Below are 13058 nucleotides of genomic sequence, written 5' to 3' on the forward strand. Positions count from 1 at the left end.
CGCCGGGGCCGGGGCCCGTGTGGGAGGTGGTGCCGATGGGCCTGCTGACGGCGCGTCAGTGCGCGACCGGCTCCGCCGTCGCCGGCTTCCCGGCGCCACCCGCGCCCGCCGCGCCCGCCGCGCCGGCCTCGGCCGGGGCCGGGCCCGCGCCCCGCAGCGGGACCTCCTTGACGAACCAGGCGGCGAGGAAGCCCAGTACGGCCACGAACGCGCCGAGCAGGAACGCGGAGTGCGTACCGGCGGCGACCGCGTGCTGGTACGCCTCGCGCACCGCATCCGGCAGCTTGGCCAGGCTCGCCGCGTCGAGCTGCGCGGATCCGACGGAGCCGGCGGCCTGCGGGCCGAGGCGTTCGACCATGGCGTCGGTGACGCGGGTGGTGAACAGGGAGCCCATCAGGGCGACGCCGAAGGAGCCGCCGAGCGTACGGAAGAGGGTGGCCGAGGAGGACGCGACGCCCATGTCCTTCATCTCGACGCTGTTCTGCGCGACCAGCATGGTGATCTGCATCAGGAAGCCGAGTCCGGCGCCGAGCACGGCCATGTACACGCCGGAGACGATCCGGTTGGTGTCGGTGTCCATCGTCGCCAGCAGGTACATGCCCACGACCATGAGCGCGCCGCCGATGATCGGGAACATCTTGTACTTGCCGCTGCTGGTGGTGACGCGGCCGGAGATCAGCGAGACGGCCATCATCGACAGCAGCATCGGGAGCAGCAGCAGACCGGAGTTGGTGGCGGAAGCGCCCTGGACCGCCTGCTGGAACAGCGGGAGGTAGAGCACGCCGCCGAACATCGCGAAGCCGACGAGGAAGCCGATCACCGACATGAGGGTGAAGTTGCGGCTGCGGAAGATGTGCAGCGGGATGACCGGCTCGGCGGCCTTGGTCTCGGCGAAGAGGAAGGCGGCGACGGAGACGACGCCCAGCAGGACGAGGCCGATGATCTCGGTGGAGCCCCAGGCGTACTCGGTGCCGCCCCAGGTGGTGACGAGCACGGTGGAGGTGATGGCGACCGTGAGCAGTGCCGCACCGAGGTAGTCGATCTTGCCCTGGGACTTCTTCTTGGGCAGGTGCAGGACGGCGGTGACCATGGCGAGGGCGACGGCGCCGAGCGGCAGGTTGATGTAGAAGGACCAGCGCCAGCCCATGTGGTCGGTGATGGTGCCGCCGACCAGCGGGCCGCCGATCATGGCGAGGGCCATCACGCCGGCCATCATGCCCTGGTACTTGCCGCGGTCGCGGGGCGGGATCAGGTCGCCGATGATCGCCATGACGCCGACCATCAGACCGCCGGCACCGAGGCCCTGGACGGCCCGGAAGCCGATGAGCTGGCCCATGTCCTGGGCCATGCCGCTGAGCGCGGAGCCGATCAGGAAGATGACGATGGAGGTGAGGAAGGAGCCCTTCCGCCCGTACATGTCGCCGAGCTTCCCCCAGATGGGGGTGGAGGCGGCGGTGGCCAGGGTGTACGCGGTGACCACCCAGGACAGGTGCTCCAGTCCGCCGAGCTCGCCGACGATCGTCGGCATCGCGGTGCCGATGATCATGTTGTCGAGCATCGCGAGCAGCATCGCGATCATCAGCGCCATCAGGACGACCCGTACGCTGCGCGGCTTCACCTCCCCCGAGGCCCCGCCGGTCTTGTTGACGCTGTCGACCATGTGTTCCGCTCCCCGTTGGCACGTCCGCTCGGCGCCGGGCCGGACGCTTCCGCACCCTGTCGCTACTTACTTGACGCCCGGCTAGTTCACTACACTGGGGACGGTAGACGCGGCACTAGCCGGGCGTCAAGTAAGTTCATGGGGAGACGCATGTCCAGCAGCAGTCCGCAGGGGCGACGTGGCAACACGCGCCAGCGCATTCAGGACGTCGCACTGGAGCTCTTCGCCGAGCAGGGGTACGAGAAGACGTCGCTGCGCGAGATCGCGGAGCGGCTGGAGGTCACGAAGGCGGCGCTGTACTACCACTTCAAAACCAAGGAAGACATCATCATCAGCGTCTTCGAGGACGTGACCCGCCCCATCGACGAGCTGATCACCTGGGCCCAGGAGCAGCCGCGGCCGTGCACCCTGGAGACCAAGCGGGAGGTGCTGCGCCGCTACAGCGAGGCCATGGCGGCGGGCGCGCAGCTGTACCGCTTCATGCAGGAGAACCAGGCGACGATGCGGGAGCTCAGCATCGGCGAGACGGTCAAGCGGCGCCTGTTCATCCTGGTCGAGCTGCTGCGCAACGACGACGGCCCGCTCACGGACCAGGTCCGCTGCGTGAGCGCCCTCTTCACGCTGCACGCGGGCATGATGTTCCTCCAGCACGTGGAAGGCGACCCGGAGGAGACCCGCGTGGCCGCCCTGGAGGTCGCCATCGACCTCATCACCCAGGCCCACCACGGCTCCTGACCGGCCGCACCCCGGCTGGGGGCCCGGCCGGGGCCCGAGCGGGCGTCATGGGGAGATTCTCCTGACGCCGCCCGGGCCGCGGATGCGGCAAGGCCGCCTGCCGGCGCCGCAACGCCGGAATGCGTCGACGGCTTTGCCGTCAGGCTCCCACGTACTCGAACACCCCGCCTTGGGGGTGCCGGAGGATCACGCGGTGGCCGTGGGGAGTGGGGGACTTGGGCACCACCACCTCGGCGCCCTCTGCGACCGCCTCCTCAACGACGGAATCGAGGTCGACCACGGTGAGGGTGGCCGCCACGCCCGCGACCCGCTGCACGGCCTCGTCCGGACCGCTGAACAGGAGGAAGGGGCCGATGCCCGCCAGGTCGACACCGGCGGAGGAGAAACGGGACGCCGCACTCCCCGTCAACTTCTCGTAGAAGGTCACAGCCGCGTCCAGATCCTCGACGCGCTGCCGCAACACCACCGATTCGATCGCCATGGCTCCCTCATCACTCGAATGCGCAGCGAATGAGCTGCAAGTATCGCGACTTCTCGCAGGGCCGGATCTCGACCGCACCCCCGGCCGCGCCTGAGGGACACGAGCGGCGATGGCAACGGCGGCGTCGAGGTCCTCGGCCTCGACGGGGTCGAAGCCATCCACCGCGCCCTTGACGTCGAGGTACGGACCCTTGGAAAGGACGGCCGAACCGTTCTCCACGCGCACGGTCGTGGCGTCCTGGGGCAGGCCCAGGGGAGGACCGGGCGTCACGTTCTCCATGGTGTTGAGGGCGTGGTGATCGGCGTAGGCCGCCTGCCGCTCCACCTCGGGGACGGCCTCGGCTTCCGATGAGCCCGGCAGCGGATAGGTCCCGTGGTAGATCATCAGCACGCACTGCATCGTGGCCTCCTCGTGCAGGACAGTCGCCCCCATGACGGATCCCGAGGAACGGATGTGACCGACACGGGCACGAGAAGTGAGACGCCCCGCCCGTTCCCGTCCGGCTCGACCGGCGACCGCCGGCACGCTCCCTAGCCGGGGAGGTACCCGAGGGCGCCGGCGCGGGGCAGCGTCACCCAGGTACGGGTCCCGCCGCCCGGCTCCCGCGAATCCCCGAAGCCCCACTCCCCGCCGCACTCCCGCACGACCACCCGCAGCAACCGGAGCGCGGCCCGGCGCCGGGCCTCACAGTGCGCGGCGAGGCGGGCGTTGCCGTGGGCCTGATGGCCGTCGTACACGGCGAGCCGCAGGACGTCATCGCGGTAGCGGGCGGACAGGTACGCCTGACCACCGGGGTCCAGCCGCCAGGCCGCGGCGAGCAGCTCCCCGGTCACCTGCACGGCCGCGGGCGCGAGCCCGTCCAGCCGGTGCGCATGCAGGGCGGCTTCCACTGCCGACCGCGCGATCTGCGCACTCCAAGGCTCCCCGGGCACGCTGAGACTGCAGGCCAACATGTCGGGCAACGGCCGCGGCTGCGGCCCGACTTCGACCCGCGAAGTCGGACAGGCGGCGAAGCCGTCGGCGGGCGGGCGAACGAATGGCGGCACGGACATCTCGAACTCCTCAAGCACTACACGGCGGTTGGCACTGGCGTGGCTGCGGTGAGGTCGACGCGCACGGATGGCTACGCAATGCCGGCGAGCTGTGGCTTCGTCCCCGCAGCAGGACATGGCGCGGCCCGGGGATGCACTTCAACTGCCTTGCGTGAGCGGTGCATTACGTAATGTAGCCCAGTGCGGGCCAAAATTGGCCCGCTCGCCGGAGGAAGTCAGCCGTTCGTGCACGACAAGCACCGGACAGGCGAGACTTCACGGCATGACTGCGAGGACAGCCACCACGGAGCGCCAGAAGAGGTTGGGGTACGAGCTGCGCAGGATGCGCAAGGCTGGCGGGGTGTCTGCCGAGCGCGCGGCTGCGCTACTGGGGGTGGACCGGGGCGCCATCTCCGCCATGGAGTCCGGAACGCGCGCCATTTCCACCGACCGACTCCGCAGGCTTGCGAACAGCTGCAACGTGACGGACGAGGCGTACGTATCGGGTCTCGCGGCCATGGCGCAGCCAGGCACGCGCCGCTGGTGGGACCGCTACCGCGGACAGCTTCCGCAGAGCTTCCTCGACATCGCGGAAATGGAGGCGCACAGCGTCCGGGTGCGCGGCGCCTATCCCGTCCACATGCCGGGGCTGCTCCAAACCACGGACCATGCACTCGCCCTGTTCCGCATGGTCATCCCGGCGCTGCCGGAACACGAGGTCGCGCTGCGCCTGGCCTTGCGCGTAGAGCGCCAGCAGATCCTGGAGGGTGACGGAGCGACCGATTTCGTGGCGATCGTGCATGAAGCCGCTCTGCGCATGCAGTTCGGTGGGCGTGCCGTCCTGCGGGCTCAACTCGACCACTTGCTCAGCCGCTCCGAGCAGGACAATGTGACGGTGCTCGTCATCCCGTTCGATGCGGGAGGGTTCCCGGGTGCAGGCCAGACGGTGATCTACGCGGAAGGCCCGGCGCCGGAACTCGACACGGTACAGATCGACAACTCACACGGGCCCGACTTCATTCACGCCCAAGACCAACTCGACAAGTACCGAGCCCATTTCGAGGCGCTGGAGCGTCTGGCGCTCTCTGCAACCGCCTCCCGCGACTTCATCCGAGGCGTGGCCAGCCAGTTGTGAAGGAGGACATCGTGACTCACGTGACCTGGGAAGAGCCTTTCTGTGGCGAGGGGAACTCCTGCTACCGCATCGGGGTGGACGGGAATGGGAACAGCTACATCGCGGTCACCGGGCAGGAGACTGCGTACATCACCGACAGCACGGAAGCCCTGCGCCAGCTGATCAGGGACATCAAGGCCGGCAAGGCCGACCACCTCCTCGACGGCTAGGAGCATCTCCGCATGCGCCTGATAGCTGACGGGGCGACGCCGATCGCGAGGTCGGTGCTGGTGGACGACCTGGAGACGGACGACGGATACGCCTTCGAGCTGACCTACCCGCTGCTCCTGTCGGCAGGTGATCGCATCGCGTTCGACGGTGTCGGGCTGGTCGTCACGCGGGCCGATGGAGACCGGCTGACACGTGCCGGCCACTGGGCCACTCGATGCTGGGCTCGGACCTGAACGGGGCATTGGTTGCAAGCCCAACCAGTTGGGCTTGCAGAGCGGATGCGCCCCTGGTACGGCGGTGGTTCAGTGGAAGGAGGGGATTCGGACTCGGGGGAGAGAGATGATCGAGGGAGGCCGTGACCATGAACGGCTTCACACTTGGCGAGCCCCTGGACCAGACACAGGACGACTTCGCCGGTACCGCCCCGCCGGTGGTGTTCAGCACCCAGGCGACCGGATTCGTACCGCTCAAGACGCCGGAGGAGCTGCGGGCCTGGGAACAGGCCGTGCGGATGACCACCGGTCTGGAGATCTCCGCCGACACCATCGCGGGCCGCGCCTGCGAAACGGGGTGCGGGCCTCACTGCTGCACCGACATGTGTGACATGGCATGATCCTGGCCCTGTTGTTCCGCGACGACCTCCATGCCATCGCGGTGCAGCACGCCGTACGCGCCCGCGGCCGGGAGTTCCACATCGTGGAGTGCGACGCGGTGAGCGGCAGACCGGGCCTGACCTGGCAGCTGCCCGGGGAGCCGGACGGCTCCGACACCTCGGCCGCGGTGCCGACCTCGGAGGGCCGGACCGTGTCCCCGGCGCAGGCGGAGCTGCTGTGGTGGCGCCGCGCGCGGGCGGACCAGCAACTCACCATGTCCGCCCCGCCGTCCGACCGCCCCGGTCTCGCCGCGCAGCAGGTCAGCCTGGTCAACAACGACTGCCGCGGAGCGCTGGCCGGGATCCTGGCCGCCTCGTTCCGCGGCGAGTGGATCTCACCGCCGGAGGCGACCGACCGGGCATCGGACAAGGTCTACCAGCTGTGGGTGGCCCGGCAGGCCGGCTTCCGGGTGCCGCGGACGCTGGTCACGCAATCCCGCGACGAAGTCGTCGAGTTCGCGCGTCAGGTCGGGCGGGCCATCGTCAAGCCGGTCGTGGGCGCGCGGCCCGTCCCTGTACACCCGGTGGATCCAGGACCCGCAGCAGCTGCCGGCGGAGTCCTTCGCCGTATGCCCCGCGACCTACCAGGAGTACGTGCCGGGCCGGCACCACATCCGGCTCAACTGTTTCGGCGACCGCATGTTCGCGGCGCTGATCGAGACGGAAGAACTGGACTGGCGCCCCGACCTCAACGTCCCGATCTCCCGCTGGCCGGTGCCACCGGACCTCGCCCGGCAGGTCCGCACGGTGCTCGACCGGCTCGGGCTGCGCATGGGCGTCATCGACCTGAAGCTCACCCCCGGCGGCGAACCCGTCTGGCTGGAGGTCAACCCGCAGGGGCAGTTCCTGTTCCTGGAACCCCTGACCGGGGAGCCGCTGACCGAGCACTTCGCCGACTACCTGGTCACGACGGCCGCAGCAGGCGGCGGGGCGCACCGGTCCGGGACGCCCGGCCGCTCGGACGGTCCGGCATCGTGCCCGGGTGAGCACAATCGTCCGCCGACGTGACCCTGGGCGATCTGGCTCTGGCCGCCCTCGTCAGCAGGGTGGCTCGCCACAGGGACCGGGATGGCCACTGCTGGGTCACGTAGGGCGTTTCGATCGGTTCGATCACGGCTCTTTGGGCGTCAGACAACGACGTGCATGGCAGCGATCAGCTGGCGAGAAGAAACCCGCAGGCTCATGTGTGCTGCGGGGGCCCGATGACCTTCTGTCCGATCTGCTCGGCGAGCCACTCCGCGAAGCGGTCCTCGTACCCATCGCCGTTGCGGCGCCGTACGTGGACGAGGACCGAATGGGTGTCGGCCCGGGCATCGAGTTCACGAGAGTCGCAGTTCAGCAGGAGAGTGACCTCGGCGTGTTTGCCCTCGCCGTACAAGTCCCGCTCCGGCGCCTCAGGCCACGCCAATGAGGACCAGCGGACCTCAGCCGGGTGAGGGCCCACCACCGCGGCGAAATGATCCTCGATGCTCCCCAAGGGCTGGTCCAGCATCGAGACGGACAGGGGAAGGTACACCTCCGCTCCGGTCAAGTCGTCGGGAAGCCCACCGGCGGGAACCGAGTAGGTCAGGTCCGGGATGTTGGGCGGCGGAACGGAGGGCGCGTCGACGTCCCAGCACGTGAACCAGGATTCCGGCAGGGCATCGCGCAGCCGCCTCGCCTCGGCCAGGGTGGGCACCTCGGCCTCCACCGAAACCTGCGAGTAAGGCTGGGCACCGAACGCCACCATCCGGCGAGCCGTACGCAGGGCCAGATCGCGGTCGGGCGTACGGAAAACGGGGTAGGCCACGTCGTTGGACATGCGACGACTCTGACACGGCCGCGAGCAAGCAGTCCTTCTGTTTTTCTCACCGTGTGCCCGGAAGCATCCGAAGGACAGACCCTCCACTCGCGGGAGGGGTCGGCGCCGCGACGCGGGGATCACGGGGCCGCGTCGCCGGGGGGCCACGGCTCGGGGTGCCAGGCCGGCTCCCGAACTCCCTTCCCTGCTGTTACCGTTGACGCAATCGATCCGCACCCGCCGAGCGCATCACTCGCCCTGAGGCGGCGCAAGATCTCCACTGTCGCGCGTTGGAGGATCTTGCCGTGTCCGGATTCACGCCGGTGACGAACACGTCCGGCAGCCGACTTCACCTGCTGACCGCAGTCAGCCCCCGCAAGGGCGCGGGCTGCAGCCCCACGGGAACCGTCGGACGCCGCCTGGCCCGACAGCTGGCGTCCGCCGGCGAGCGTGTGCGCGTCCTCGCGGAACCCGACCAGCTGCACGACTGGCCCGCCGGCACCGAGGTCGTCGAGGGCTCCGTCACCCGCCCGCTGGAGTACACCGAGGTGTTCGACGGCGTGGACGCGGTCTTCCTCGCCGGCGCGGTTCCCGCGACGGTCCAGGAGCTGCTGGACACCGCCCGGGACGCCGGAGTGCGGCGGATCGTGGTGCTGTCGTCGCACGGGCCGGAGTACGAGGAGGCGTACCCGCCGGAGACGTGGTTCTGGCTGGCCATCGAGCGGGCCGTCGAGCGTTCGGGCATGGCGTGGACGCACATCCGCCCGTCGGCGGTGACTCCGCTGACGACGCCACGCCCCCGAGCGACGGCTGAACTGAGGTCGACGATGCGCGCGCACTGGGTGAAATGCACGCGTCTGTCTACTTCACGAAGGAAGCGAACGATATCGGAAATAAAGTTCCCCCAAGGAGAGCTCCATTCTGCGCCAACTACGCCCATATGCTGAATGACGCCCGAGCCGGCTTCGGCCGGTTCACCGACTATAAGCCATCTAGCGAACTACCTACCCTGGTGATGACGTTGGAACGTATTGATATTGACGACCCCGAAGTAGACGGCGACTACGCTCAGCGGCTCCTTTATCGCGGAGAGCTATTCACTGGCGAGGCGGAGGAACATCTCGACGGGTGTCGTGTCGGCATCACAAGGTACACGGACGGAATCAAAGACGGGCCCTATCGCCACTGGTACAAGAGTGGAGTACTGCAGGCGGAGGGTGTCATGCGGATGGGATTTCTGGCGGGAGAATCCTTGAGGTGGCACGCGAACGGGACCCTTGCCAAAAAGATGATCTCCAGTGAGGATGGCCGCTTTCTGCTGGCTTCCTATGAATGGGACGAGGACGGCCTCCCGACGCGCACTTGGGAGCGGACAGAGGGGTAGGACCCGCCAGCCGGCGCTGCTTTGTACTCACCGTTCATGCACTTATCCTGCACACTTCAGGCGGAGGCGAGAGAGTTCTGCTCGTTGAACTGCTCCTGGCGCCGGCGTCCGGCCACGCCCTCCCGAGCGTAAGCGTCGACAGCGACGGCGATTTTGACAGGAGTAGTCCTTGACGGTGATTGTGGAGCGACACCTGATTCCGGCAATCAACGAGCAGACCGTGGAGCGTCTGGCAGAGGAGTTCGCAAAGAGTGTCCAAAATTTGGACGCCTCGCCCGCGATCGTTGGCATGGCCTTGAACGGGGCACTTCTGCAAGTACAGGTGAACCAGGCGCTGAACCCAACAGGCAACCGCTTCGCCACATGGGATGCGACGGTCTCCGCCATGCAGATCGGTGTGGCGGCATTCGATGCCGCCTCCCACACCGCGGGATCGATCGACGGACGCATCGCGCATGAAATGCGGACTGTCACGGCAACGGGGCCACAGTTCTTTGCAAACGCCGGCACCTGGCTTACGACGCTGTGGTTCGTCATCATCTGCCGGGACCAGGTCCGCATGGACCGGATGTGCGAAATCCCCCTGGAACTCCTACGGGCTTCCGGCGTCGAAGCCGAGGAGTACGTCTATCACTGGGTGGACGCCTTGCAGACATATTGGCGGGAGCAGCCCGGCCTGTTGGAGAAGCTGACGCTCACCATCCAGCAGTCTCACCCGGACATCGCCGCGGGAGTACCGCGCGATCTGCTGCAGTGCGTCTTGTACCCGCCGATCCATCTCTTCTACCAGTTCATGCGGAGGGACGCGGACGGGTTCAACCAGGCACTCGTCGAGGCCCTGGAGCTCCACAAGGCGTACTGGAGCACGCCGGAGCGGGCGAACGATCTCGCGGGCTTCCTGGCCCTCGGTCCGCTAGCCATCGCCTGCCTCGCGCATGACGCGGGCCTCTCCATCGAGGTTGAGTCCGAGTACCTTCCCGTCTGCCTCTTGGACCGTTCCTGGCTGGGCGAGTTCGATACCTGACGGTGCGGGAGCCGTGCAGTCCGACCATCGTGCAGGGGTGTTGTTGCGGAGACCGCGGCGCCAGCATTGAGAACTTGTGGAAGCGCTTGGGGTGTTCGCGACGACGCCCCAAGCGAATTGCCGGACCTGCTGACGGCGCGGAGTGGCGGGCCTACGGTTCGACGGAGTGGGCGTAGTCGATGAGGGCGGGGAGGGCGGCGCCGCCGCCGGCGGCGTTGGGGCCGCCGAACCCGCCCCAGTTCTCGGCGCTCTGGCCGGCCACGACCCGCGGCCAGGGGTCGCCGTCCCACCAGCCGAAGAACGGGCCGCCGGACTGGCCGCCCACCGCGTCGTTGCGGTGCACGATCCGGAACGAGTTGCGGCCGGACGTGCTCTCCCCCACCGTCCTGTCCATCACCCCGCGCGGGTGGTACACGGGCCGGACCCCGGAGCCGATGTCGAAGGGGTAGCCGACGTGCCCCCAGACCGGCTTGCCGTCCCAGTCGGTTGAGTACGTTCGGGAGCCCATCCACCCGACGGTGTCGCCCAGGCGCTGGCTGAGCACGCAGACGACGTAGTCGAAGGCGGCTTCGGTGGAGTCGATCCCGTCGGCGCCGTTGGCGCGGAGCCAGGCGTAGACGCGGGTCGAGTGGGCGGTGCCGAACGGTGTGCTCGTGTCGAACTGGGCGGGTGTGAACGTCATCCAGTCCGCGCCGCCGCCCGCCAGCCACGGCACGGCGTGGCTCGCGGTCAGCATGTGCCGGGGCCCGACCATCACCCCCGACGCCCAGCCGGCCGGGGTCTGGACGCGCCCGCAGGTGCGCCACGGGAACGAGGTGTCGGAGAACTCGGAGCGGTCGTCCGGCTGGAACACCCCGGTGGCCTCGCCCCGGTCGTCGTGCCCTTCCCGGCCGGGGGGCCGCCGCCACATCGGCGGGCGCACCTGCTCCGGCGGCACCGGCCGCGGGACGGCGCTGACCGCCGCGCCCTCGGGCAGGTAGCCGTCGACTTCGTGGGCGATCTCCCGGTCCAGCGCGGACAGGTGGGCCGGGGTCACGTGCACGGCCTCGGGACGCGGCGGGAAGGAATGCCCCGGGTCCTCGCGGGACTGCGCCGAACGGGAGGTGATGCGGTCTTCCCAGGCGGAGGACGGGATCGGCTCGGACATGGTGGCCTCCTCGGAGCTCGGGTGCAGGGGGCGGGGCGGTGTGGGGCGGGGCGGTGCGGGGCGGTGCCCGACGGTGCCGAGCCTCCCCCCGTCCGGCGCCGCGACCGGCCGGGGAACGCCGGACGGCGCCGAACGCCACACGTCCGGATCAGCGCGATCAGCGCAGACGGCGGTCGGCCTCCTCGATCGGGACGTCGTTGATGCTGGCCTCCCGCCGGCGCATGAGCCCGTCGTCCTCGAACTCCCACTGCTCGTTGCCGTGGCTGCGCCACCACTGGCCGGAGGCGTCGTGCCACTCGTACTCGAACCGGACGGAGATGCGGTTGCCGGTGTACGCCCACAGCTCCTTGCGGAGGCGGTAGTCGAGCTCGCGCTCCCACTTCTCGGCGAGGAAGGCGCGGATCTCGGCGCGGCCGGTGAGGAAGCGGTCGCGATTGCGCCAGACGGAATCCTCGGTGTACGCGAGCGCCACCCGCTCGGGGTCCCGGGTGTTCCAGGCGTCCTCGGCGGCCTGCACCTTGGCGCGGGCGGACTCCTCGGTGAAGGGGGGCAGGGGCGGGCGTACGGCGGGTGGGGTCACGACGGAACACGCCTTTCGTTCGCAACTTGGAGAACGAGCGTTCTCCATTCATGCGGCGACCTTAGAGAACGACCGTTCTCCGCGCAAGCGGTTCTGGGTTACGCTGCCGCCATGGACGACGAAGAGGCCCGCACCCGACTGCTCGACGCGGCGGAGGCGCTGTTCTACGCCGAGGGCATCCAGGCCGTCGGCATGGACCGCATCCGCGCGGAGTCGGGCGTCCCGCTCAAGCGGCTCTACAAGGTCTTCCCCGCCAAGGAGGCGCTCGTCGCGGGCTACCTGGAGCGGCGCGACCGGCGGTGGATCGGCAGCCTGCGGGCCGCGGTCGCCGCCGCCCCCGCCGACCCGGTGAGGGCCGTCTTCGACTGGCTGGCGGCGTGGTTCTCGGAGCCGGGGTTCCGCGGGTGCGCGTTCATGAACGCGTACGGGGAACTCGGCGCGGCCGGACCGGCCGGCGTCCTGGACGTCGTACGCCGGCACAAGACGGAGCTGCGGGAGCTGCTGGCGGAGGTCGCCGGGCCGGAGCGGGAGGAGCTCGCCGACCAGCTCCTCGTCCTGGTCGAAGGGGCCACGGCGGTGGCCGCCCTCGCCCCCGGCCCGGAACCGGCACGCCGCGCGGGCACGGCAGCAGCCGCCCTGCTGCGGACGGCGGCGGCGGGGACGAGGCCGTAGGCGGGGCCGGGGCCGGGCTGGCGGTAGGGCTCGGTCAGCCGGGCTCGGTCAGCCCCGACTCAGCCGGAGGAAGCGGGCCGACACCGGGGGTGGTTGCGGGGTGGCGGGCGACGACCTGACGCCGTCGCTCGCCCCCCGCCCAGCAGTGCGGAATGGCGGGGCTACTGCACGTGAGAGCCCGGGTCGGGCAACTGGTGGGTGCGTTCCCGTTTCACCTCTTCGACGCCGTCCGCGGCAGCGAGCGCCGCGAGTGCATCTTCGGGGACGGCCCCCACGACCGTGCCGATCTCGCGCATCTCGGACTCGATGATCAGCCCCGCGTTCCGGGCGGCCGCAACGGCAGCATCGAAGCGATCCGGGTCGAGCGCGACGACAACCCTCACCTTCCGCACTTCACTACCTGCATCGTGTGAGTCGCCGCCCGCGGATTCCATGTCTGCCTCCACATCGAATCGATCCGCCCTTCCCATACCCTAGGTGTTCTGTCCCGGGAGGTTGTGGACGGGTGATGCAGGTCTCGGTTGAGGGATCTTGAAATGGGTGAGGGCCTTCTGGCCTGGTGTGGAT

General features: G+C 69.3%; 17 protein-coding genes. 10 read left to right on the top strand and 7 right to left on the bottom strand.

Features of this window, described 5'->3' with window-relative positions; genetic code table 11:
- Positions 1–55: 55 nt before the first annotated feature.
- Positions 56–1660 carry an MDR family MFS transporter gene (locus ACFV7Q_RS35730; protein WP_385435096.1) on the bottom strand — a complete coding sequence of 535 codons (1605 nt, stop codon included), beginning with the start codon at positions 1658–1660 and terminating at the stop codon, positions 56–58.
- Between the two features lie 150 nt (positions 1661–1810).
- Here ACFV7Q_RS35730 and ACFV7Q_RS35735 point away from each other — a divergent pair, with 150 nt between their 5' ends.
- On the top strand, positions 1811–2395 hold the full coding sequence (locus ACFV7Q_RS35735; protein ID WP_385435097.1) for a TetR/AcrR family transcriptional regulator: 585 nt from the start codon (positions 1811–1813) through the stop codon (positions 2393–2395).
- Between the two features lie 139 nt (positions 2396–2534).
- Here the strand turns inward: ACFV7Q_RS35735 and ACFV7Q_RS35740 are convergent, their stop codons facing one another.
- Positions 2535–3308, bottom strand: a complete 774-nt coding sequence (locus ACFV7Q_RS35740) for a VOC family protein (RefSeq protein ID WP_385435098.1) — start codon at positions 3306–3308, stop codon at positions 2535–2537.
- A gap of 98 nt (positions 3309–3406) precedes the next feature.
- Complete coding sequence (locus ACFV7Q_RS35745) at positions 3407–3808, bottom strand: ATP-binding protein (protein ID WP_385435099.1); 402 nt, start codon at positions 3806–3808, stop codon at positions 3407–3409.
- Between the two features lie 382 nt (positions 3809–4190).
- Between ACFV7Q_RS35745 and ACFV7Q_RS35750 the strand changes: the two genes are divergently transcribed.
- The 5 genes from ACFV7Q_RS35750 (at position 4191) to ACFV7Q_RS35770 (ending at position 6912) form a co-directional block, all read left to right on the top strand.
- Positions 4191–5042, top strand: a complete 852-nt coding sequence (locus ACFV7Q_RS35750; RefSeq protein ID WP_385435100.1) for a helix-turn-helix domain-containing protein — start codon at positions 4191–4193, stop codon at positions 5040–5042.
- A gap of 11 nt (positions 5043–5053) precedes the next feature.
- Entirely contained in the window at positions 5054–5251 is a 198-nt protein-coding gene (locus ACFV7Q_RS35755; protein ID WP_385435101.1) for a hypothetical protein, read from the top strand.
- 12 nt (positions 5252–5263) lie between these two features.
- The gene (locus ACFV7Q_RS35760; protein ID WP_385435102.1) at positions 5264–5485 is read left to right on the top strand and encodes a hypothetical protein; all 222 of its coding nucleotides are present in this window, start codon (positions 5264–5266) and stop codon (positions 5483–5485) included.
- 128 nt (positions 5486–5613) lie between these two features.
- Positions 5614–5865: a hypothetical protein gene (locus ACFV7Q_RS35765; protein WP_385435103.1), complete on the top strand. Its 252-nt coding sequence runs from the start codon at positions 5614–5616 to the stop codon at positions 5863–5865.
- A gap of 633 nt (positions 5866–6498) precedes the next feature.
- The gene (locus tag ACFV7Q_RS35770; RefSeq protein ID WP_385435104.1) at positions 6499–6912 is read left to right on the top strand and encodes a hypothetical protein; all 414 of its coding nucleotides are present in this window, start codon (positions 6499–6501) and stop codon (positions 6910–6912) included.
- Positions 6913–7084: 172 nt separating this feature from the next.
- Here the strand turns inward: ACFV7Q_RS35770 and ACFV7Q_RS35775 are convergent, their stop codons facing one another.
- Positions 7085–7705, bottom strand: coding sequence for a hypothetical protein (locus ACFV7Q_RS35775; RefSeq protein WP_385435105.1), 621 nt, complete (start codon positions 7703–7705; stop codon positions 7085–7087).
- Between the two features lie 284 nt (positions 7706–7989).
- On the opposite strand from ACFV7Q_RS35775, the gene ACFV7Q_RS35780 reads away from it, so the two are divergent.
- The 3 genes from ACFV7Q_RS35780 (at position 7990) to ACFV7Q_RS35790 (ending at position 10092) form a co-directional block, all read left to right on the top strand.
- Positions 7990–8631: an SDR family oxidoreductase gene (locus ACFV7Q_RS35780; protein WP_385435106.1), complete on the top strand. Its 642-nt coding sequence runs from the start codon at positions 7990–7992 to the stop codon at positions 8629–8631.
- Positions 8632–8699: 68 nt separating this feature from the next.
- Positions 8700–9068, top strand: coding sequence for a toxin-antitoxin system YwqK family antitoxin (locus ACFV7Q_RS35785; protein WP_385435107.1), 369 nt, complete (start codon positions 8700–8702; stop codon positions 9066–9068).
- A gap of 175 nt (positions 9069–9243) precedes the next feature.
- Positions 9244–10092, top strand: coding sequence for an immunity 49 family protein (locus ACFV7Q_RS35790; RefSeq protein WP_385435113.1), 849 nt, complete (start codon positions 9244–9246; stop codon positions 10090–10092).
- Between the two features lie 151 nt (positions 10093–10243).
- Here ACFV7Q_RS35790 and ACFV7Q_RS35795 read toward each other — a convergent pair whose 3' ends face one another.
- Positions 10244–11239 carry a trypsin-like serine peptidase gene (locus ACFV7Q_RS35795; protein ID WP_385435108.1) on the bottom strand — a complete coding sequence of 332 codons (996 nt, stop codon included), beginning with the start codon at positions 11237–11239 and terminating at the stop codon, positions 10244–10246.
- A gap of 157 nt (positions 11240–11396) precedes the next feature.
- Positions 11397–11819 (bottom strand): nuclear transport factor 2 family protein, encoded by a 423-nt coding sequence (locus ACFV7Q_RS35800; RefSeq protein ID WP_385435110.1) that lies wholly within the window; start codon positions 11817–11819, stop codon positions 11397–11399.
- A 111-nt stretch (positions 11820–11930) separates the two neighbouring features.
- On the opposite strand from ACFV7Q_RS35800, the gene ACFV7Q_RS35805 reads away from it, so the two are divergent.
- Positions 11931–12491 (top strand): TetR/AcrR family transcriptional regulator, encoded by a 561-nt coding sequence (locus ACFV7Q_RS35805; RefSeq protein ID WP_385435111.1) that lies wholly within the window; start codon positions 11931–11933, stop codon positions 12489–12491.
- A gap of 161 nt (positions 12492–12652) precedes the next feature.
- Here the strand turns inward: ACFV7Q_RS35805 and ACFV7Q_RS35810 are convergent, their stop codons facing one another.
- On the bottom strand, positions 12653–12925 hold the full coding sequence (locus ACFV7Q_RS35810) for a hypothetical protein (protein WP_385435112.1): 273 nt from the start codon (positions 12923–12925) through the stop codon (positions 12653–12655).
- Positions 12926–13058 lie beyond the last annotated feature (133 nt).

The organism is Streptomyces sp. NPDC059851 (genome assembly GCF_042732005.1).
In the GTDB taxonomy this organism is placed as follows: Bacteria; Actinomycetota; Actinomycetes; order Streptomycetales; family Streptomycetaceae; genus Streptomyces.

Coding starts and splice junctions, on each gene's coding strand:
- ACFV7Q_RS35730 (WP_385435096.1), bottom strand. CDS start 1,660: ATGGTCGACAGCGTCAACAAGACCGGCGGGGCCTCGGGGGAGGTGAAG.
- ACFV7Q_RS35735 (WP_385435097.1), top strand. CDS start 1,811: ATGTCCAGCAGCAGTCCGCAGGGGCGACGTGGCAACACGCGCCAGCGC.
- ACFV7Q_RS35740 (WP_385435098.1), bottom strand. CDS start 3,308: ATGGGGGCGACTGTCCTGCACGAGGAGGCCACGATGCAGTGCGTGCTG.
- ACFV7Q_RS35750 (WP_385435100.1), top strand. CDS start 4,191: ATGACTGCGAGGACAGCCACCACGGAGCGCCAGAAGAGGTTGGGGTAC.
- ACFV7Q_RS35760 (WP_385435102.1), top strand. CDS start 5,264: ATGCGCCTGATAGCTGACGGGGCGACGCCGATCGCGAGGTCGGTGCTG.
- ACFV7Q_RS35765 (WP_385435103.1), top strand. CDS start 5,614: ATGAACGGCTTCACACTTGGCGAGCCCCTGGACCAGACACAGGACGAC.
- ACFV7Q_RS35775 (WP_385435105.1), bottom strand. CDS start 7,705: ATGTCCAACGACGTGGCCTACCCCGTTTTCCGTACGCCCGACCGCGAT.
- ACFV7Q_RS35785 (WP_385435107.1), top strand. CDS start 8,700: ATGACGTTGGAACGTATTGATATTGACGACCCCGAAGTAGACGGCGAC.
- ACFV7Q_RS35795 (WP_385435108.1), bottom strand. CDS start 11,239: ATGTCCGAGCCGATCCCGTCCTCCGCCTGGGAAGACCGCATCACCTCC.
- ACFV7Q_RS35805 (WP_385435111.1), top strand. CDS start 11,931: ATGGACGACGAAGAGGCCCGCACCCGACTGCTCGACGCGGCGGAGGCG.
- ACFV7Q_RS35810 (WP_385435112.1), bottom strand. CDS start 12,925: ATGGAATCCGCGGGCGGCGACTCACACGATGCAGGTAGTGAAGTGCGG.